The sequence below is a fragment of the Microbacterium sp. DMC48 genome (genome assembly GCF_056313825.1).
Map to the genome: position 1 here is coordinate 299108 of NZ_JBQUZN010000005.1, position 19112 is coordinate 318219.

Sequence of the window (19112 nt, forward strand, 5' to 3'; positions counted from 1 at the left end):
CGTGGCGGGCGGGCGTTCGCCTGTCACGCGGCGAGCGACAGGTAGGGCTCCCATGCCGGCTCCGAGCGCTCGGTGCCGCGCACCGTCCACTGCGGTCCGCGCGGCGGCTGCGGCGCCCACCGCAGCTCCCACCCCATCTCCTGCGGGGTCCGATCGCCCTTCATGTTGTTGCAGCGCAGACAGGCGGCCACCAGGTTCTCCCACGAGTCGGCACCACCGCGCGAACGTGGCAGGACGTGATCGATGGTCGTGGCGCCCTTGCCGCAGTAGGCGCAGCGGTGGGCGTCACGGCGGAGGACCCCGCGGCGGGTGACCGGCACTCGGCGCGCCCCGGGCACGCGCACGTACCGGGTGAGGACGATCACCGCCGGCCGGTCGCACGCCCCCCGGATGCCCCAGACGGGATTGCCGTCCATGCGTTCGATGACGGTCGCCTTCTCGTTCATGACGAGCACGAGGGCTCTCTTGAACGAGACGACGGCCAGGGGTTCGTATCCGGCGTTCAGCACCAGTGTGCGCATGCGCGTTCCTCTCGAACGGCCGTCGATGGCTTCGACGGCTCTCCGTTGTCGACGTCGCGCAGGCGCGGCGGCGCGGGCACGAAAAAAGGCGCTGTCATGAAGACAGCGCCTTGAACCCACGACGAATGTCGCGGCAGTCGTGCACACGATGCCGAAGGACATAGCGGCCCAGCGCATTCACGGTTCGAATGCGAGGTCCTGTGTCCATGCGGCTCCCCCTCGGCTGTGCGAGCGTCGGGATCAGGCTAACGCACGCAGAAGCCGCCAGGGCGAATCAGAGGTGAACGGATGCCGCGTGTCTCCCGAAGGGAGCGAACGGAGCGAACGGCGTTCAGTGGACGTTGGCGACGAGGAAGTCCTCGGCGTTGGTCCACGACCCGTTGACGTAGATCTCGAGGTGCAGGTGGGTGCCGAACGCGCGGCCCGTGTCACCGACCTGACCGATGATCTGTCCGGCGCGCACGGTGTCGCCGACGACGACGCGGCGGGTGCCGTACGACATGTGGGCGTACAGCGAGGTCACCGTGTTGCCGCCGATGTTGTGGGCGATCTTGACGTAGACGCCCCATCCGGGACCGTCCTCGCTGGACTCGACCACGACGCCGTCGGCGATCGCATAGATCGGGGTGTACCGGTCGACCATGTAGTCCGTGCCCTTGTGGCCCGGGTACGGCTCACCGAAGTGGTTGAAGAACGGCAGCGGACGAACGACGGAGCCGGCCGGAGCGATGGTCTCGGCGAGCGAGCCGGAGTAGACCGAGGCGGTGGATGCCGCCGCGATGCGGGCCGCCGCGGCAGCCTTCGCGGCATCCTCGTTCTTCTTGGTCTGGATCTCCTCGGGCGTCGTCGCCGAGTAGCTGTCGCGTGCCAGCGCGGCCGGCGTCGCCTCGGACGCGATGACGAGCGCCTGCGCGTTCTCCGCGGCGACCTGCTGGAGCGTGACCGCTTCGGCGGAATTAGAGCTCGAGGCGGCGAAGGCGGGAGCGATCGCGACCGTGGCGATCAGACCGCCGACGGCGGCGACCGTGATGAAGCTGCGGACGGGATGGCCTTTGCGGCGCGCTCGTCGCGGCGTCGCGGACCTGGCGACGGCCGCCTCGCGCACGGCGGGGGCGGAGCCCGCAGCGCGGGTCACGGCGGCGCGCTGCGCGCGACTGCGGCGGGTGGGTGTCGTCGCTTCGGACTCGGGAATCTCCTGCGACGGGTCGTACTGTTCAGCCAATTGTCCTCCGGCGCCTCTGCGATCCCGCTCGGGACGGCTCGCTGGTTCGTCGGCACTCGGTGTCAGGGCACAGATGTACGGGTGTCACCGCGCGAACGACGAACCGATGAGGCAATCCGTGCGGAGGTCCGTGGCGGGCTTCTCGCCACGTGGACTTTTCGAGGCTACCGGAAGGTAACGAATAAGTCACGCACAGGTGTTCATGCCCAGGCGCTTCCCGGGTGACGCTCAGGCGTGCGGCACGGCATCGACGAGGAAGATGTGCGAGGCGACCTCGACCGGCAGCTCCAGTCCATCCGCCTTGTCCGCCATCTGCACCAGCACGTAGCCCTCGCTGAAGCGGAAGTCGCCGACGCCTCCCGGCACGACGCCGGCGTCGCGGAGCTGCTCGAGGAGTTCGGGATCGACCTGCACCGGCTCGGCGAGGCGCCGGACGGTGCCGCGCACGGGACCGCCCGTCTGGTTGAGCAGGCGCACCAGGCCCACCACGCCGTCGTCGAAGGTGCGGGCCGGAACGTCGCCCAACTGGTCGAGCCCGGGGATCGGGTTGCCGTAGGGCGACTCGGTGGGATGACCGAGCAGCTCGATCAGGCGACGCTCGACGAGCTCGCTCATCACGTGTTCCCAGCGGCAGGCCTCTTCGTGCACGTACACCCAGTCCAGACCGATCACGTCGCTGAGCAGACGCTCCGCCAGGCGATGCTTGCGCATGACGTCGACGGCCTTCTGCCGCCCGGGCGTCGTGAGCTCGAGCGAACGGTCGTCGGAGACCACGACGAGACCGTCGCGCTCCATCCGCCCGATCGTCTGCGACACGGTCGGACCGGAATGTCCGAGACGCTCCGAGATGCGCGCGCGCAGGGGGACGATGCCTTCCTCCTCGAGCTCGAGGATGGTACGCAGGTACATCTCGGTGGTGTCGATCAGATCGGTCATGGGCAGGCCTCGCGCACGTTCGTGGGTGTCTTCTCAGCCTATCCGTTTCTTACGGCGACGCGGCGGGGCGCCGGCGGCGCTGACCCTAGAATCGGGAGCATGGCCCACGTCACGCTGCCCCGCGAGATCCTGCCCGCCGACGGTCGCTTCGGTTGCGGCCCGTCCAAGATCCGGCCGGAGCAGCTCGCTGCCCTGGCGGGCCCCGGCGCGGTGCTGATGGGGACCTCGCACCGGCAGGCTCCGATCAAGAACCTCGTCGGCCAGGTTCGCATGGGACTCAGCGACCTGCTGCGTCTTCCCGACGGCTACGAGATCATCCTCGGCAACGGCGGCTCGACGGCGTTCTGGGACGCGGCCGCGTTCGGTCTCATCGAACGTCGAGCGCAGAACCTCGTCTTCGGCGAGTTCGGCGGCAAGTTCGCCGCGGCGGCCGCGGCCCCGTGGCTCGACGCGCCCGACGTGCGCAAGGCGGATGCCGGAACGCGCACGGTCGCCGAGGCGGTCGAGGGCGTCGACGTGTACGCCTGGCCGCACAACGAGACCTCCACCGGCGTCGCGGCACCCATCTCCCGTGTCTCCGGTGACGAGGGTGCCCTCACGGTGATCGATGCGACGAGCGCGGCCGGCGGCATCAACTTCGCCGTCTCGCAGACCGATGTCTACTACTTCGCCCCGCAGAAGAACCTCGGCTCCGACGGCGGACTGTGGTTCGCGGCGGTCTCCCCCGCCGCGATCGAGCGCATCGAGCGCGTCGCGGCATCCGGTCGCTACATCCCCGAGTTCCTCAGCCTGAAGAACGCTCTCGACAACTCGCGACTCAACCAGACGCTGAACACCCCCGCGGTCGCCACCCTCGTCCTTCTGGACAAGCAGCTCGAATGGATCAACGGCAACGGGGGCCTCGGCTGGGCCGCGGCCCGCACGGCGCAGTCCTCGCAGGCTCTCTACCAGTGGGCCGAGAGCTCGCCGGTGGCCACCCCGTTCGTCGCCGATCCCGCCGACCGCTCCCCCGTCGTTGTCACCATCGACTTCGATGAGAGCGTGGATGCCGCGGCCGTCGCCGCCAGCCTGCGCGCCAACGGCATCGTCGACACCGAGCCGTACCGCAAGCTCGGACGCAACCAGCTGCGCATCGCGACGTTCGTCTCGATCGAGCCCGACGATGTCCGCCAGCTCATCAAGGCGATCGACTACACCATCGAGCACATGCAGGCCTAAGGCCCGCAGGGCCGCGCCGCCGGCTCAGGCCAGTGGTGAGGGCCGCGGATCGAGCACGGCCGCGACGATGGCCTCGATCGCGAATTCGGATGCCGTCCCGAGATCGAGCGCATCGGGCTCGAGCAGCCACTGCACCTGCAGTCCGTCCATGACGGCGAGGATGGCGGCGGAGGCGTCGGCGATCCGGTGCGGGGCGGTCACACCGCGCTCCGCGCAGACGACGGCGAACGCGTGCGCGACCTCGGCCCGGAGCGTGCGGTAGCGGCGCTCGAAGAACTCGCGACCCGGGTGATCGTCGGTGACCGATTCCGCGGAGAGCACGGCGTAGGCCTGCACGATGCCGGCACGCTGGGCGTTCAGGAACGCCGTGCGCACGAGATGGCGAAACAGCGGCATCCCATCGGGGATGTGCTGATCGTCCAGATGTGCGACATCCGAGGCATCGCGATGCTTGAGCACTTCGAGCAGCAGCTGATCCTTCGAGCCGAAGTGGTGCAGGATGCCGGCGTGGGTCATTCCGACCTGCTCCGCGATGTCGCCGAGCGTCCCGCTCGCGAAGCCCTTGCTGCCGAAGATCTCCACCGCGGCGTCGAGGATTTCGCGACGTCGCGTCAGCGTCTCGGGGCGATTGCGCGTCTGGCGCTTGTCGACGGGCATGCGCGTCCGGTCTCCGTTCTTCCGTTATCGAACCGTAGCCTATGGGGCGTTTGCAGTTTTACTTACTGACAAGTAAGTTACCCATCGTCGACCTCGAAGGCGAGGACGTCCATCACAAGGAGAAACAATGAGGTTCAAAAAGCATGTGATCGCGGGCGCCACCGCTGTCCTCCTCGGAGCTCTCGTGCTCAGCGGCTGCGCGGGCGGGACGTCCGGCGGCAGCAGCGCGAGCACCGGTTCGCTCACGATCGCCAAGCCCGACGGCGCCGCCGTGCTGGCCACCCAGATCAACAACCCGTTCATCACCACGGGCTCCGGCATGTCGCTCGGCTACGACCGCATGATCTACGAGCCCCTCGCCTTGGTGAACCCCGTCGGCAAGAACGAGACCACACCCTGGCTCGCCGACAAGGTGGAATGGAACGCCGACTACACCCAGCTGACCGTGCACCCCCGCGCGGGCGTGAAGTGGAGCGACGGCCAGGACTTCACCGCCGACGACATCATCTTCACCTTCACGATGATCAAGAACACACCGGCTCTCGACCTCGCCGGACTCAAGCTGTCGAGCATCGCGAAGGACGGCGATAACGTCGTGCTCTCCTTCAGCGAGTCGAAGTTCGTCAAGCAGGGTGACGTCCTGCAGACCGCGATCGTTCCCGAGCACCAGTGGAAGGGCATCGCGGACCCGTCGAAGGACGCCGTCAAGGACGCGATCGGCACCGGCCCCTACACGGTCAAGAGCTTCTCGTCGCAGGGTGTCGTCCTCTCCGCCCGCACGGACTACTGGGGCGGGACCGTCCCCGTGGCCGAACTGAAGTACCTGGAGTACAACGACAACACCGGTCTGCTGCGTGCGCTGCAGACCAAGGAGGTCGACTGGGCGCAGATCTTCATCACCGACTACCAGACGAACTACGTCGACAAGGACCCGCAGCACAACGTGTTCTGGGGCGCCAACGTGCTGAGCCCCGACATGATCGTCGTCAACACGACGAAGGCCCCGTTCAACGACGTCGCCTTCCGCAAGGCCGTCAACATGGTCATCGACCGCAAGGCCCACGCCGAGAAAGCACGCAGCAATGCGGGCCCCGAACTGACGAACGTCACCGGCATCCCGCAGCCCACCGGCGACCAGTACATCGCCCCCGAGTACAAGGACCAGAACTTCACGATCGACGTCGACGGCGCGAAGAAGGTGCTGACGGACGCCGGCTACACGTGGAAGGACGGCGCCCTGATGGACCCGTCGGGCGCGCCCGTGTCCTTCACGCTGCAAGACCCGCAGGGATGGAACGACTACGTCACCGGCATCCAGCTCGTGGCGACGCAGGTCAAGAACACGCTCGGCGCGGACGCGAAAGTCGCCACCCCCGATGCCAACACCTGGTTCGGCAACCTCTCCTCGGGCAACTTCGACGCGGCACTGCACTGGAGCGGATCGGGCTCCAACCCGTGGCACATCTACGACGACGTCATGAACGGCGCGTACCTGCAGCAGGCCTCGGGCGGTCAGGTCTCGGACAACTTCGGGCGCTACGACAACCCGACGGCGACGGCGCTCCTGCAGAAGTACGCGAGCGCCTCGGATGACGCGACCCGAACCGACACGTTGAACCAGATCCAGAAGATCTTCGTCGAGGACGTGCCTGCCATCCCGATCGGAACCCACCCGACCCTCGGCGAGTACAACACGCGCAGCTTCGTCGGATGGCCGAGCGAAGACGACCAGTACGCGACGGCGGACCCGACGGCGCCGTCCGCCGTGCAGGTCGTGATGAAGCTCACACCGGCCACGTAGGCGCGGGCTCCGATCAGCATTCCTGCCTCACGCTCGGGCGGACGGCACGCCATCGCGGCGACCGTCCGCTCGAGCCTCAGGAGAACCCGAAAGCACGAGCAGATGACAGACACCCTTCTGACCATCGACGACTTCTCGGTCGTCTACGACGTGGACCCGGCCGTCACCGCCGTCGCGAACGTGAGTCTCGAGATCCGCCGCGGCGAGATCGTGGGCCTGGCCGGCGAGAGCGGTAGCGGCAAGACGACCCTTGCCTACGGCATCCAGCGACTGCTGAAGCCGCCCGCCGTCATCACGAGCGGCCGTGTCGTCTTCCACGACGAGTCCGGAATCGACATCGACGTCAACACGCTCGACGCCGAGCAGATGCGTCGCTTCCGGTGGGACAAGATCTCGATGGTCTTCCAGGGCGCGATGAACGCGCTGAACCCGGTCAGCACTATCGGTGCGCAGCTCGACGACGTCTTCGTGGTGCACCGGCCGTCGATGAGTCGGGCCGAGCGGCGTGCCGCGGTGATCGACCTCCTCGAGACGGTCAAGGTCGGCGCCCAGCGACTGCGGTCGTACCCGCACGAGCTGTCCGGAGGTATGCGACAGCGCGTCATGATCGCCATGGCCCTCGCACTGCGCCCCCAGCTGATGGTCATGGATGAGCCCACGACGGCTCTCGACGTTCTCGTGCAGCGTGAGATCCTTCGGCAGATCTCCCAGCTGCGCCACGAGTTCGGCTTCTCCGTGATCTTCATCACCCACGACCTCCCGCTCCTGCTGGAGATCAGCGACCGGATCGCGATCATGCGGGAAGGCGAGATCGTCGAGCTCGCCACGGCCGAGCAGATCTGGTCCGATCCGCACCACGACTACACACGCACGCTGCTGCGCTCCTTCCCGCGCCTCACCGGAGACAAGGGGGTGGTGGCACGATGACGACGCTCGACGTCGCCGGTGTCACGAAGATCTACAACGTGCGCGGCGCGGGACACATCACCGCGCTCGACGATGTCAGCTTTCGCCTGAGCGCCGGCCAGACGATCGGACTCGTCGGTCAGTCCGGCAGCGGCAAGTCCACCATCGCGAAGATCCTCACCCAGCTCGAAGTGCCCACGCGCGGCGAGGTGCTGCTGGACGGGCGTCCCATCCCCCGCCGCGGCGCGGGCCTGCGCGCCTATCGGCAGAAGCTGCGGATGGTCTTCCAAGACCCCTTCGCCTCCCTGAACCCGTCGCACACGATCCGTCACCACATCGAGCGCCCGTTGCGGCTTGACCGCGTGGTGGCGCGCGGCGAGACGGATGCCGAGGTGCGCCGCCTGCTGGAGCGTGTGCGCCTCGACCCCGACGTCGTCATGGAGCGGCGTCCCCACGAGTTGTCCGGCGGCCAGCGTCAGCGCGTCGCCATCGCGCGCGCCCTGGCCTCGCGTCCGGCCCTGCTCATCGCCGATGAGCCGGTGTCGATGCTCGACGTGTCGATTCGTCTCGGTGTGCTGAACCTCCTCGCCGATCTCCAGCGCGAGGAGGGTCTGGGGGTGCTATACATCACGCACGACCTGGCGACGGCGCGCCACTTCAGCGACGAGATCATGGTGCTCAATCAGGGCCGCGTCGTCGAGCGGGGAACCGCGGACGACGTCATCCTCCGGCCGCGCGATCCCTACACGCAGGAGTTGCGTGCGGCATCTCCCGATCCGGAGAAGTTCTTCCGCAGACGAGCGGCTGCGGCCGCCGGAGGTGAACGATGATCAGCGACATCTCGACCGTCGATCCCACGCTCGTGGGCACGACCGCGACCCGTGCCGAACGGGGACGCATGCGGGTTCCGTGGCGTTTCATCGGCGGCAGAGTGCTGTTCTACGCGTTCACGGCGTGGGCGGCCATCACGATCAACTTCTTCATCCCGCGCATGATGCGCGGCGATGCGGTCACCGCGTACATGGCGCAGGCCCGTGGACAGTTGCAGCCCGAGGCCGAGAAGGCGCTGCGGTTGATGTTCGGCCTCGACTCGTCCACGACGCTGTGGGATCAGTACGTCAACTACTGGGGGATGCTGCTGCGGGGCGACCTGGGAATCTCCATCTCCAGCGGCATGGCCCCCGTCGGCGACGTGATCGGCTCGGCACTGCCCTGGACGCTGGGCCTGGTCGGCACGGCGACCATCCTCTCCTTCGTCGTGGGAACCGTGCTCGGCGCGGTCATCGGATGGCGACGAGGAGGACGGCTCGACGTGCTCGTGCCGATCACGACGTTCCTCGGAACGGTGCCGTACTTCTGGCTGGGCCTCATCTTCATCGCTGTGTTCTCGACCCTCCTCGGGTGGTTCCCCGCCGGGCACGCCTACGAGTTGGGCGTGGAGCCGGGCTGGAATGCGGAGTTCATCGGCCAGGTGGTCTCGCATGCCGCTCTTCCGGCGTTGACGATCGTCATCGCCTCTCTGGGCGGTTGGGTGCTCGGTATGCGCAACATGATGCTGACGGTGCTCGACGAGGACTACATCACCGTCGCCCAGGCGAAGGGCCTGCCCGACCGCCGCGTGCTCTGGCGGTATGCGGCACGCAACGCGGTACTCCCCCAGATCCAGAGCTTCGCGTTGGCGCTCGGCTTCATCGTCGGCGGCACGCTGGTGATGGAGATGGTCTTCTCCTATCCGGGTATCGGCTTGCTGCTGCTCAACGCCACCAACGCGAAGGACTACGCCCTCATGCAGGGGATCTTCCTGGTGCTGGTTCTCGCGGTGCTGATCGCGAACATCCTGGCGGACATCGCGTACGCCATCCTCGACCCCCGCGTCCGAGAGACGGAGGCCTGACCATGTCGATCCCCGAAACCGCCGCGGTGCTCACCGCGTCGCCGTCCGCGCCGCCCAGACGCACGTTCCTGCGCCAGCTCCGAGCGTCGGTGGCGATGTTCGCGAACCCGAAGTCGGCGACCGGCCTCGTGATCCTCGCCGTCTTCGTGCTCGTCGCGATCTTCGCGCCCGTGATCGCTCCCTACGATCCGACGGCGCAGAATCTGAGTGCGACCCTGCAGCCTCCGTCCGCTCAACATCTGCTGGGCACGACGCACATCGGCGAGGACGTGTTCAGCCAGATCGTCTACGGCACCCGCGGCGTGCTGATCGTCGGCTTCCTCGCGACCATCATGGCCACGGTCGTCGCCATCCTGGTGGGGGTGACGGCGGGCTACCTCCGCGGCTGGAAGAGCGAGTCGCTCTCGGCGCTGTCGAACGTGTTCCTGGTGCTTCCGGCGCTGCCGCTGATGATCATCATCGCCTCACAGTTCCAGGACCCCCCGCTCGTGCTCATCGCCGCCGTCCTGGGATTGACCGGGTGGGCATGGGGCGCCCGCGTGCTGCGCGCGCAGACCATGTCGCTGCGCAACCGCGACTTCGTGCAGGCGGCGCGGGCGAACGGCGAACCGCTGCACCGGATCATCCTGGTCGAGATGCTGCCGAACCTCCTGGCGATCATCGCCTCCAGCTTCGTGGGCACCATGACCGCCGCGGTGCTCGGTCTGACGACGCTGGCCTTCATCGGAGTGATCCCGGTGTCGAATCTCAACTGGGGCACGATCCTGTTCTGGGCCCAGCAGAACTCGGCCTTTCCCGACTACTGGTGGTGGTACGTGCCGGCGGGTCTGTGCATCGCCCTGCTGGGGGTCGCACTCGCCCTGATCAATTTCGGGATCGACGAGTACGTCAACCCGCGACTGCGCTCGGCCGGCGAGCGTGCTCGCGCGCTGAGGAAGAAGGGCCTGAAGGCGACGAGCGCCGTCACCGCGGTCCGCACGGCGACGCCGACGACGGCAGCGCCGAATACGAAGGATGCCGAATGAGCCTCATCGACCGCGACACCGCCGCCTACCTGGACGCGTCCCTTGCCGTATCGCACCGGGTCGCCGACCTCGTCGGCCGGATGACGGTCGCCGAGAAGGTCGGCCAGATGATGCAGTGGGACGCCCGCGAGGATCTGGACCACATCATCCTCGAGCGCCATGCCGGCTCGATCCTGCACACCTCTCCCGAGAAGGTCCTGCGCGCCGCGGAGTTGACCGCCCAGACGCGTCTTCGCATCCCCCTGATCGTCGCCGAGGACTGCATCCACGGCCACTCGTTCTGGGAGGGCGCCACCATCTACCCGACGCAGCTGGGCATGGCCGCGACGTGGGACCCCGACCTCCTTGAGCGCGTCGCCCGCGCGACGGCGACGGAGGTGGCGGCGACCGGCATCCATTGGACCTTCTCACCGGTGCTCTGCATCGCACGCGATCTGCGCTGGGGGCGGGTGGGCGAGACCTTCGGTGAAGACCCGTTCCTGATCGGCGAGCTCGCCAGCGCCATGGTCCGTGGCTACCAAGGACGCGGACTGCGCGACGAGACCGCGATCCTCGCGACCGCGAAGCACTTCGCCGGCTACTCCGAGACGCAGGGCGGGCGCGATGCGAGCGAAGCGGACATCTCGCGCCGCAAGCTCCGCTCGTGGTTCCTCCCTCCGTTCGAACGCGTCGCGCGCGAGGGCTGCGCGACGTTCATGCTCGGCTACCAGACCACCGACGGGGTTCCGATCACCGTCAACGACTGGCTGCTGGACGACGTGCTGCGTGGCGAGTGGGGCTACACGGGCACACTCATCACCGACTGGGACAACGTCGGCCGCATGGTGTGGGAGCAGAAGATACAGCCCGACTACGCTCACGCCGCCGCGGCGGCCATTCGCGCCGGCAACGACATGGTCATGACCACACCGGGCTTCTTCGACGGGGCGCTGGCGGCGATCGATGCCGGCCTCCTGTCGGAAGGAGACCTCGATCGGGCCGTCCGGCGGATTCTCACCCTGAAGTTCGAGCTCGGGCTGTTCGAGAATCCACGCCTGCCCGAGGCGGTGCGCATCAGCGACAACATAGCGACCGCCGCGCACACGGCCCTCAACCTCGACGTCGCGCGCCGCTCGCTCGTCCTGCTCCGCAACGACGGCACCCTCCCGTTGGAGCGCGCCGGATCCCCGGCGCGCAGAATCGCCGTCGTCGGCCCGCTCGCCGACGACGCGCAGACGCAGCTGGGCGACTGGGCCGGCTCCTCGGGCCAGGTGGACTGGATGCCGGATGGTCAGCCGCGCTCGCAGATCACCACCGTGATCGACGGCCTGCGCGAGCTGCTGCCCTCCGACTGGGAACTCGCGCACGAGCGGGGCGCGGACATTCTGACGTGGGAGGACGACCCTGCGGGCTCCCACTTCCCCGACGGACAGCCCCGACCGCGTGTCGTCGTTGCCGCCCGGCCCGACGAGGAGCTGATCGCCGAGGCCGTCGCTGCCGCGCACGCGTCCGACGTCGTCGTGGCGGTGGTCGGCGATCGGATCGAACTGGTCGGCGAAGGTCGCTCGACCGCAACGCTCGAGCTGATCGGCGCCCAGACGGCACTTCTGGAGGCCCTTGTCGCGACCGGTACGCCGGTGGTGGTCGTCCTCATGGCCTCCAAACCGCTCGTGCTCCCCGAGGCGGTGCGCGATTGCTGCCTGCTCTGGGTCGCGAACCCCGGGATGCAAGGCGGACGCGCCATCGCTGAACTCCTGCTCGGCCGTATCGAGCCCTGCGGACGCCTGCCGATCTCGTTCGCCGAGCACGTGGGGCAGCAGCCCACCTACTACAACCAGCTCCGCGGGCAGCACGGCGATCGCTACGCCGACCTCACACAGCGCCCTGCACACGTCTTCGGCGAAGGGTTGTCGTACTCGACGGTCGAATACGGGCCTCCCGCGCTCGAGGCCTCACAGGTGGGACTGGACGACACGGTGCGTGCGCACGTGACCGTCCGCAACACAGGGATGCGACCGGTCGACGAACTCGTGCAGGTCTACGTGCGGGATGCGGTGACGTCCGCCAGCTGGGCGGACAAGGAGCTGAAGGCATATCGACGAGTGACGCTGGCGGCGGGTGAGGAGCGCACCGTCGAACTCGCCGTCGCCGTGCGCGCCTGCACCATCGTCGATGCCCGTGGTGAGCGGATCGTCGAGCCCGGCGCCTTCGACCTGCTGGTCGGTCCGTCATCGCGCGACGAGGTCCTGCAGAGCGCACGGTTCCACGTCGTGCTCTGACGCCCGGTCATTGAGCGAGCGCCCCCGGCACGAGACGAAAAGCCGCTAGTCCTCGTCGTCCTCGTCCTCGTCGGAATCGTCGTCCAGCACGTCGATGTCGACGCCGTCGACGTCACCGGCGTGCAGGATCGGCGATCCGTCGTCGTCGAAGTCGGCGGCATCCAGATCATCCACGTCGTCGAGGTCGTCGTCGTCGAGTTCCTCGTCGGACTCATCGTCGTCGACGCCCTCGGCGTCTTCGGCCTCGACACCGCGTTCGGCGGCCAGCGCCGCCTGCGCGGCCTGATACTCCGCCAGACGAACCGCCCACGGCACCCACTCCGGAGCCAAGAGCGCACCCTCGCCCGGTAGGAGCTCGGCCTCGAGCACCGTCGGCTCGGCGTCGTCGACGACGGCCAGGCTCACCGTCCAGAACCAGCCGGGGTAGCCCTCCATCGTGGTGGCGAAGCGCAACGACACGACACCGTCCGCCTCGACCGTGTATCCGGCGGGCTCGCCGATCGTCGCCGCCGGCGTGATCTCCCGCAGCGCGGACAGTGCCAGGTCGTGGGCCGCGAGCAGGCGGTCGTCGGCGACGAGCGCCGGCGCCTCGCCCTCGGCATCCGCGCCGGAGTCGACCGACTCAGGCGTCGAGTTCATCGGCGACCTTGCGCAGGATCGCGGCGACCTTCTTGCCCTGTCCCGCGTTCGGATAGTGACCGTGACGCAGGTCGCCGCCGACCTTGTCGAGCAGCTTGACGAGATCCTCGACCACGATCGCCATGTCATCCGGCTTCATCCGGTTGCGCTTGGCGAGGCTGACGGGAGCGTCGAGCACCCGCACCGCAAGCGCCTGCAGCCCGCGCTTGCCGTCGGCGACGCCGAAATCGAGGCGCGTCCCGGCCTTCAGCCCCTCGGTGCCCGCGGGGAGGGCCGTGGCGTGCAGGAAGACGTCCTGACCGTCATCGGTGGTGATGAAGCCGAACCCCTTCTCGTCGTCGTAGAACCTGACCTTGCCGGTGGGCATCGCAAAACCTCGCTCGTCGGCGCCTTCGCGCGCGGTGACATCGTGACCCGTGCCGTGAGGGCACGAGGGTGGGCATCATGCCCACTCCAGCCTACGACACCCCCACGCCCGGCGCGGGGACGCAGTAGTGTGATCCCGATGCCCTCTTCGTCTTCTCGCACACCCGACTCGGCCGACGATCTCCCCGTCCGCCGCATCGACCGCGTCCTCGCGTTCATGTCCCTGGGTCTGCTGCTGCTGTCCGTGATCTGCTTCGTCGCGATCATGATCGGCTCGGCCGCGGGCATGAAGCACGACGACTTCGGACAGGGCGCGTGGCCGCTGGTCGGCACGCTGGTGTACATCGCGCCGATCGTCGCGTTCATCCTGCTCATGGCAGTGCTCATCATGACCTTCGTGCGGAAGGCCCGGGTCGGCAAGGGCCGCTGACGTGACCGGGTCGGACGCGCGCGCTCTCGCACAGCACCTCGTGCAGCGCAGCGACGACGCACTGGCGGCCCTGTTCGCGGCACGCCACGTATCCCCGACCGCCAGCTGGAACGACGCCTTCGACGCCGCCGAGGCGCTTCTGGAGCCCTCGTCGATCGAGCGCGCACTGCGGGGCCTGACCTCGGGCGAGATCTCCGCCCTCGCCGACGCCGCCGTCGACACGGACGACGCTGCCCGCTCGCGGCTGCAGCAGCTGGCGCTCGTCGACGAGCAGGGAATGATGTACGAGGCGGTGTCGTCCGCACTGACGGCCCTCACCGCGGCATCGACGCCCGCGGCCGACGTCGACGAATCCGAGGACACGGATGCCGCGGCACGGCCGGACGACGCCGCTGCCGCCGAGCGGGCGTTCTCCTCGCTCGGCTCACTCGGCGACATCCTGCATGCTGCGCTCACGCACCCGTTCGGCCGCATCGGTTCCGGAGCGCTCGGGGCCGCCGACCGCCGCCGGCTGATGGAGGACGGGATCGTCGACGACGGCGCCACCGCCGATGACCTCGTCGAGATCGCCGAGCGGACGGGTCTGCTATCGGGTCAGGACAAGAGCTGGCTCGTGACGCCCGCGGGTGCTCAGTGGCTGCACTCCGACACGATCGCACGGTGGAGCGCCGTCGCCGCCGCGTTCCTCGAAGGGCTGCCGCGCGGACTGCGGCGACCGACCGGCGGCTGGATCGCGCCCGCCGCGTGGGCGCAGGCCTACCCGTGGGACGTGCTCTGGCCGGAGACAGCGGCGGATCTTCGTGGGCTCCTCCGACGCTGGGGCGTCCTCGACGACGCTGGGCGCCCCACCTCGTGGGCGCGGGGTGCATTCCTCGACGGCGCGGGATCGCCGTTCCCGACCGCCGCCCTCGACACCCTCGCGCGGCTGCTGCCCAGCGAGGTCGACAGGGTGTACCTGCAGAACGATCTGACCGCGATTGCGCCCGGACCTCTCTCGCCGCACCTCGACATGCGACTGCGCTCCATGGCGCGGCGGGAGTCGCGCGCACAGGCGTCGAGCTACCGCTTCACCGCCGAGAGCATCGCCGATGCACTCACGGCGGGCGAGAGCGCCGAGTCGCTGCGCGCCTTCCTCTCCGACCTGTCGCTCACCGGTGTGCCCCAGCCGCTGGCGTACGAGATCGAACGCACGGCGCGCACGCACGGGATGGTCCGCGTCGGCCCCGACCAGGAGGGTCGCACCCGGGTCTCGAGCGACGACGAGGCCCTGCTGCGCACCCTCGCCGTCGACCAGGCGCTGCGTCCCCTCGGACTGGTACCGGATGCCGACGCACTCGTGACCCGCAGCGGAGTCGATACCGCGTTCTGGATGATCGCCGACGCCCGCTACCCGGTCGTCGCGGTGGATGCCGACGGCGAGCGCCGACGACTCGACCGCCACCGCCTGGCGCCGTCGCCGTCGCAGCCCGCGCCCGCGCGCGACACGTATGCCGCGCTCCTCGCACGACTGCGCGCCGCGCCCGCTGACGATGCCGACGCCGCCTGGCTCGGCCGCGAACTGGATCACGCGGTCAAGGCGCGCGCCACCATCGTCGTCGCCGTCCGCATGCCCGACGGCACCGAGCGCGAGTTCACGATCGAGGCGACCGGCCTCGGCGGCGGACGCCTGCGGGGACTCGACAGGGCGGTCGATGTGGAGCGCACCCTGCCGGTATCCAGCATCAGCGGCATCCGCCCCCTCTGACCGTCCGCACGCGCACGCACGGCTGGTGACGCGAGCCCCCGCCGCTGCGAGGTCGGTAGACTGGGACGCTATGGCTGACGGCCCCCTCATCGTGCAAAGCGACCGCACCGTGCTGCTCGAAGTCGCGCACCCCCAAGCGGAGACGGCGCGCCACGAGCTCGCCATCTTCGCCGAGCTCGAGCGCGCACCCGAGCACATCCACACCTACCGGGTCACCCGACTGGGGCTCTGGAACGCGCGCGCCGCGGGGCACAGCGCCGACGACATGCTGGCCACCCTCGACCGCTGGTCGCGCTTCCCCGTGCCCGCCTCGGTGTCGATCGACATCCGTGAGACGGTGAACCGCTACGGACGTCTGGTCATCGAACGGGATGCCGAGGGCGCACTCGTGCTGCGAGGCTCCGACCCCGCGGTTCTCGCCGAGATGGCGAAGAACAAGCGCATCCAGCCCCTGCTGATCGGCCACCCCTCCCCCGACACGTACGTGATCGACGCGTGGGCGCGCGGGCACATCAAGCAAGAACTGCTGAAGATCGGCTGGCCGGCGGAGGATCACGCCGGCTACACCCCCGGTACCCCGCACGAGATCGATCTGCACGAGGACGGCTGGACCCTGCGTCCGTATCAGCGCCAGGCCGTCGACATCTTCAGCGAAGGCGGCTCGGGTGTCGTCGTACTTCCCTGCGGCGCCGGCAAGACGCTCGTGGGGGCCGCGGCGATGGCTGAGACGAAGACGACGACCCTCATCCTCGTCACCAACACCGTCAGCGCGCGCCAGTGGCGCGACGAGCTGCTCAAGCGCACGACGCTGACCCCCGAGGAGATCGGCGAATACTCGGGTCAGACCAAGGAGATCAAGCCGGTCACCATCGCGACCTATCAGATCCTCACGGCGAAGCGAAAGGGCCAGTACGCGCACCTCGCGCTCCTGGATGCGCTGGACTGGGGCCTCATCGTCTACGACGAGGTGCATCTGCTTCCCGCACCGGTCTTCAAGCTCACCGCCGACCTGCAGGCGCGTCGCCGGCTCGGACTCACCGCGACGCTCGTCCGAGAGGACGGGCGCGAAGGGGACGTCTTCAGCCTCATCGGCCCCAAGCGCTTCGATGCTCCGTGGAAGGAGATCGAGGCCCAGGGCTTCATCTCTCCGGCCGTCTGCTACGAGGTGCGCGTCGACCTCCCGCCGTCCGACCGCATGGAGTACGCGGCATCCGCCGACGACGAGCGTTACCGTCTCGCCGCCACGGCCCACGCGAAGATCGGTGTGGTGAAGGATCTCGTCGCCCGTCACGCGGGAGAGCAGATCCTCGTCATCGGCCAGTATCTCGATCAGATCGACGTGCTGTCCGAGGCTCTGGACGCACCGAAGATCACCGGAGCGACGCCCGTGGACGAGCGCGAGGAGCTGTTCGCCGCCTTCCGCGAGGCGCGCCTGCCTGTCCTCGTCGTCTCGAAGGTCGCGAACTTCTCGATCGATCTGCCCGACGCCTCGGTCGCGATCCAGGTGTCGGGATCGTTCGGCTCGCGCCAGGAGGAGGCGCAGCGGCTCGGACGACTGCTGCGTCCGAAGTCGAACGGGCACACGGCGAGCTTCTACACGCTCATCGCGCGCGACACGGTCGACCAGGACTTCGCGCAGAACCGGCAGCGCTTCCTCGCCGAGCAGGGCTACAGCTACACGATCCTGGATGCCGAGGGCATCGCCGCCGCGTAGCTCACCACACCGGAGCCGGTGGCGGCAGGACGAGCGTGCGCGGCAGCGGCCGACGCGCCAGCATCCACTCGACGAGCGCGACGTACCCGGCGATCAGCAGGAACGACCACAGAAAGCTGACCAGTCCCGTCGTGCTCTCTGTCGGGCTCGACCCCGACGCGAGCGAGAGCAGGAACGCCGAGAGGTTGTTCACGACGTGCAGGGCGATCGCCGCCTCCAGTCCTCCGGTGCGCCACGTGAGCCAGCCGGCGGCGACGGCGAACAGCCCGACACCGATCTGGCCGAGCAGGTCGTAGCCGTGGCCGAGGACGAACAGCGGCACCGGCAGGAGGATCGCGAACGCCGGATGCCGCAGCCAGCGTCCGATGCTCTGCATGAGGTAACCGCGGAAGATGTACTCCTCCGCCGCCGCCTGCACGGGAACGAGCAGCAGCACGACCACGAGCGTGATCGGCCAGGTCGGGGCCGGGCCGCCCGTCGCGGGCTCCTCCATGCCGCCGGGCAGGAGAAGACCGACCACGGTCAGCACGGCGGACACGCCGACGGCGAGCGCACCGCACCGCAGCATCCAGCGCCAGCGCAGCCGTCCCGCGGCCGAGGAGACGAGCCCGACCCGGCGTCCGTTCACGATCAGTGACGCGAGGATGTAGGCCGGAAGCATGAGGGCGATCGTGCCGAGCAGGATCGCGACCATGAGCGGGTCGCCCATGTCGACGCCGCCCGACTGACCGAGGCGTGCGAGGTCGTCCAGGCGCTCCGGGTCGCGAAAGAGCGCGATGCCGATGACGACCATGACGACCACCAGCAACCCGAGGTAGATCGCGAGGCCCAGGATGCCGGTCACCAGCGGGGTCCACCATCCCGACCGACGGCGCGCGAAGTTCAGCCGGTGGAAGGCGAGACCACCGATCACGGCGTCGACCGGGAGGGCGCGGGCCGTGCGGACGATCGTGGGCGGGACGGGCGGCGTCGGGGGTGCGAACAGCGGTGCCGACGGGGGGACGGGGACCTGCGGCGCGGGCGTCGTCATCCATCCATCTTCTCCGATATCCAGCAAAGGGAAGGGTTGCGATGCCAGGATGGGGCTATGACCGCACCGCGCATCCTCGTCGTGGACGACGAACCGAACATCCGGGACCTGCTGGTCACGAGCCTCAGGTTCGCCGGCTACCAGGTGCGCGCCGTCGCGAACGGCGCGCAGACCATCTCGGCCGTGCTCGAAGAGGAACCAGACCTCATCATCCTCGACGTGATGCTCCCCGACATGAACGGGTTCAGCGTCACCAAGCGCCTCCGCGGCGCGGGATACACGGCGCCCATCCTCTTCCTCACGGCGAAGGACGAGACCGAGGACAAGATCGAAGGGCTGAACGCCGGTGGCGACGACTACGTCACCAAGCCCTTCTCCCTCGACGAGATCGTCGCGCGACTCCAGGCGATTCTCCGACGCACCATGCAGGCCGACGAGGAGTCGACCATCCGCGCCGGCGAGCTGACCATGGACCAGGACACGCACGACGTCACGGTGGGAGACGTCTCGATCGACCTGTCCCCCACCGAGTTCAAGCTCCTGCGCTACCTCATGCTCAACCCCAACCGGGTGCTCAGCAAGGCGCAGATCCTCGATCACGTCTGGGAGTACGACTTCAACGGCGACGCGGGCATCGTGGAGAGCTACATCTCGTACCTGCGCCGCAAGATCGACCCGTACTCCTCTGAGCCGCTCATCCAGACCAAGCGCGGCTTCGGCTACATGCTGAAGGCCGGCAAGACCGCCTGAT

The 19112-nt window shown here is 68.6% G+C and carries 17 protein-coding genes and 1 pseudogene; 11 read left to right on the forward strand and 7 right to left on the reverse strand.

Going from position 1 to position 19112, the window contains the following annotated elements; all coding sequences use genetic code 11:
* Window positions 1-23 precede the first annotated feature (23 nt).
* The 3 genes from ACT53O_RS10495 to ACT53O_RS10505 all read right to left on the reverse strand — a co-directional run bounded on the left by ACT53O_RS10495 (window position 24) and on the right by ACT53O_RS10505 (window position 2679).
* Window positions 24-521 (reverse strand): HNH endonuclease, encoded by a 498-nt coding sequence (locus ACT53O_RS10495; RefSeq protein ID WP_036289890.1) that lies wholly within the window; start codon window positions 519-521, stop codon window positions 24-26.
* A 331-nt stretch (window positions 522-852) separates the two neighbouring features.
* Complete coding sequence (locus tag ACT53O_RS10500; protein WP_039411897.1) at window positions 853-1743, reverse strand: M23 family metallopeptidase; 891 nt, start codon at window positions 1741-1743, stop codon at window positions 853-855.
* 228 nt (window positions 1744-1971) lie between these two features.
* Window positions 1972-2679: an iron-dependent transcriptional repressor DtxR gene (locus tag ACT53O_RS10505; RefSeq protein ID WP_476152281.1), complete on the reverse strand. Its 708-nt coding sequence runs from the start codon at window positions 2677-2679 to the stop codon at window positions 1972-1974.
* Between the two features lie 99 nt (window positions 2680-2778).
* Here ACT53O_RS10505 and serC point away from each other — a divergent pair, with 99 nt between their 5' ends.
* Entirely contained in the window at window positions 2779-3897 is a 1119-nt protein-coding gene (gene serC / locus ACT53O_RS10510; RefSeq protein ID WP_039411892.1) for a phosphoserine transaminase, read from the forward strand.
* 24 nt (window positions 3898-3921) lie between these two features.
* Here serC and ACT53O_RS10515 read toward each other — a convergent pair whose 3' ends face one another.
* Window positions 3922-4554, reverse strand: coding sequence for a TetR/AcrR family transcriptional regulator (locus tag ACT53O_RS10515; RefSeq protein WP_036316557.1), 633 nt, complete (start codon window positions 4552-4554; stop codon window positions 3922-3924).
* 127 nt (window positions 4555-4681) lie between these two features.
* Between ACT53O_RS10515 and ACT53O_RS10520 the strand changes: the two genes are divergently transcribed.
* The 6 genes and pseudogenes from ACT53O_RS10520 (at window position 4682) to ACT53O_RS10545 (ending at window position 12438) form a co-directional block, all read left to right on the forward strand.
* Window positions 4682-6355 carry an ABC transporter substrate-binding protein gene (locus ACT53O_RS10520; RefSeq protein ID WP_294942498.1) on the forward strand — a complete coding sequence of 558 codons (1674 nt, stop codon included), beginning with the start codon at window positions 4682-4684 and terminating at the stop codon, window positions 6353-6355.
* A gap of 102 nt (window positions 6356-6457) precedes the next feature.
* Window positions 6458-7282, forward strand: a complete 825-nt coding sequence (locus ACT53O_RS10525) for an ABC transporter ATP-binding protein (RefSeq protein ID WP_112930987.1) — start codon at window positions 6458-6460, stop codon at window positions 7280-7282.
* Window positions 7283-7380: 98 nt separating this feature from the next.
* Window positions 7381-8091: pseudogene (locus tag ACT53O_RS10530) on the forward strand (ABC transporter ATP-binding protein); the annotation flags it as partial.
* Entirely contained in the window at window positions 8088-9155 is a 1068-nt protein-coding gene (locus ACT53O_RS10535) for an ABC transporter permease (protein WP_051039461.1), read from the forward strand. The pseudogene ACT53O_RS10530 and the gene ACT53O_RS10535, both read left to right, overlap by 4 nt.
* A 2-nt stretch (window positions 9156-9157) precedes the next feature.
* The gene (locus ACT53O_RS10540; protein WP_112930984.1) at window positions 9158-10180 is read left to right on the forward strand and encodes an ABC transporter permease; all 1023 of its coding nucleotides are present in this window, start codon (window positions 9158-9160) and stop codon (window positions 10178-10180) included.
* Complete coding sequence (locus ACT53O_RS10545; protein ID WP_476152286.1) at window positions 10177-12438, forward strand: exo-beta-d-1,3/1,6-glucosidase; 2262 nt, start codon at window positions 10177-10179, stop codon at window positions 12436-12438. Before ACT53O_RS10540 ends, ACT53O_RS10545 begins: the two co-directional genes overlap by 4 nt.
* A 45-nt stretch (window positions 12439-12483) precedes the next feature.
* On the opposite strand, the gene ACT53O_RS10550 is transcribed toward ACT53O_RS10545, so the two are convergent.
* Window positions 12484-13077, reverse strand: coding sequence for a DUF3027 domain-containing protein (locus ACT53O_RS10550; RefSeq protein WP_378792089.1), 594 nt, complete (start codon window positions 13075-13077; stop codon window positions 12484-12486).
* Window positions 13061-13444, reverse strand: coding sequence for a cold-shock protein (locus ACT53O_RS10555; RefSeq protein ID WP_005051055.1), 384 nt, complete (start codon window positions 13442-13444; stop codon window positions 13061-13063). Before ACT53O_RS10555 ends, ACT53O_RS10550 begins: the two co-directional genes overlap by 17 nt.
* 138 nt (window positions 13445-13582) lie before the next feature.
* On the opposite strand from ACT53O_RS10555, the gene ACT53O_RS10560 reads away from it, so the two are divergent.
* From ACT53O_RS10560 to ACT53O_RS10570, 3 genes are all read left to right on the forward strand, one after another.
* Window positions 13583-13873 (forward strand): multidrug ABC transporter ATPase, encoded by a 291-nt coding sequence (locus ACT53O_RS10560; RefSeq protein ID WP_112930981.1) that lies wholly within the window; start codon window positions 13583-13585, stop codon window positions 13871-13873.
* 1 nt (window position 13874) lies between these two features.
* Entirely contained in the window at window positions 13875-15617 is a 1743-nt protein-coding gene (locus ACT53O_RS10565; RefSeq protein ID WP_476152289.1) for a helicase-associated domain-containing protein, read from the forward strand.
* Between the two features lie 70 nt (window positions 15618-15687).
* Window positions 15688-17331: a DNA repair helicase XPB gene (locus tag ACT53O_RS10570; RefSeq protein ID WP_294942476.1), complete on the forward strand. Its 1644-nt coding sequence runs from the start codon at window positions 15688-15690 to the stop codon at window positions 17329-17331.
* Between the two features lies 1 nt (window position 17332).
* Here the strand turns inward: ACT53O_RS10570 and ACT53O_RS10575 are convergent, their stop codons facing one another.
* A complete protein-coding gene (locus tag ACT53O_RS10575; RefSeq protein WP_476152291.1) occupies window positions 17333-18361 on the reverse strand; it encodes a lysostaphin resistance A-like protein in 1029 nt (342 codons plus the stop codon).
* Window positions 18362-18418: 57 nt separating this feature from the next.
* On the opposite strand from ACT53O_RS10575, the gene ACT53O_RS10580 reads away from it, so the two are divergent.
* A complete protein-coding gene (locus ACT53O_RS10580) occupies window positions 18419-19111 on the forward strand; it encodes a response regulator transcription factor (RefSeq protein ID WP_036286419.1) in 693 nt (230 codons plus the stop codon).
* The last annotated feature ends 1 nt before the right edge of the window (window position 19112 follow it).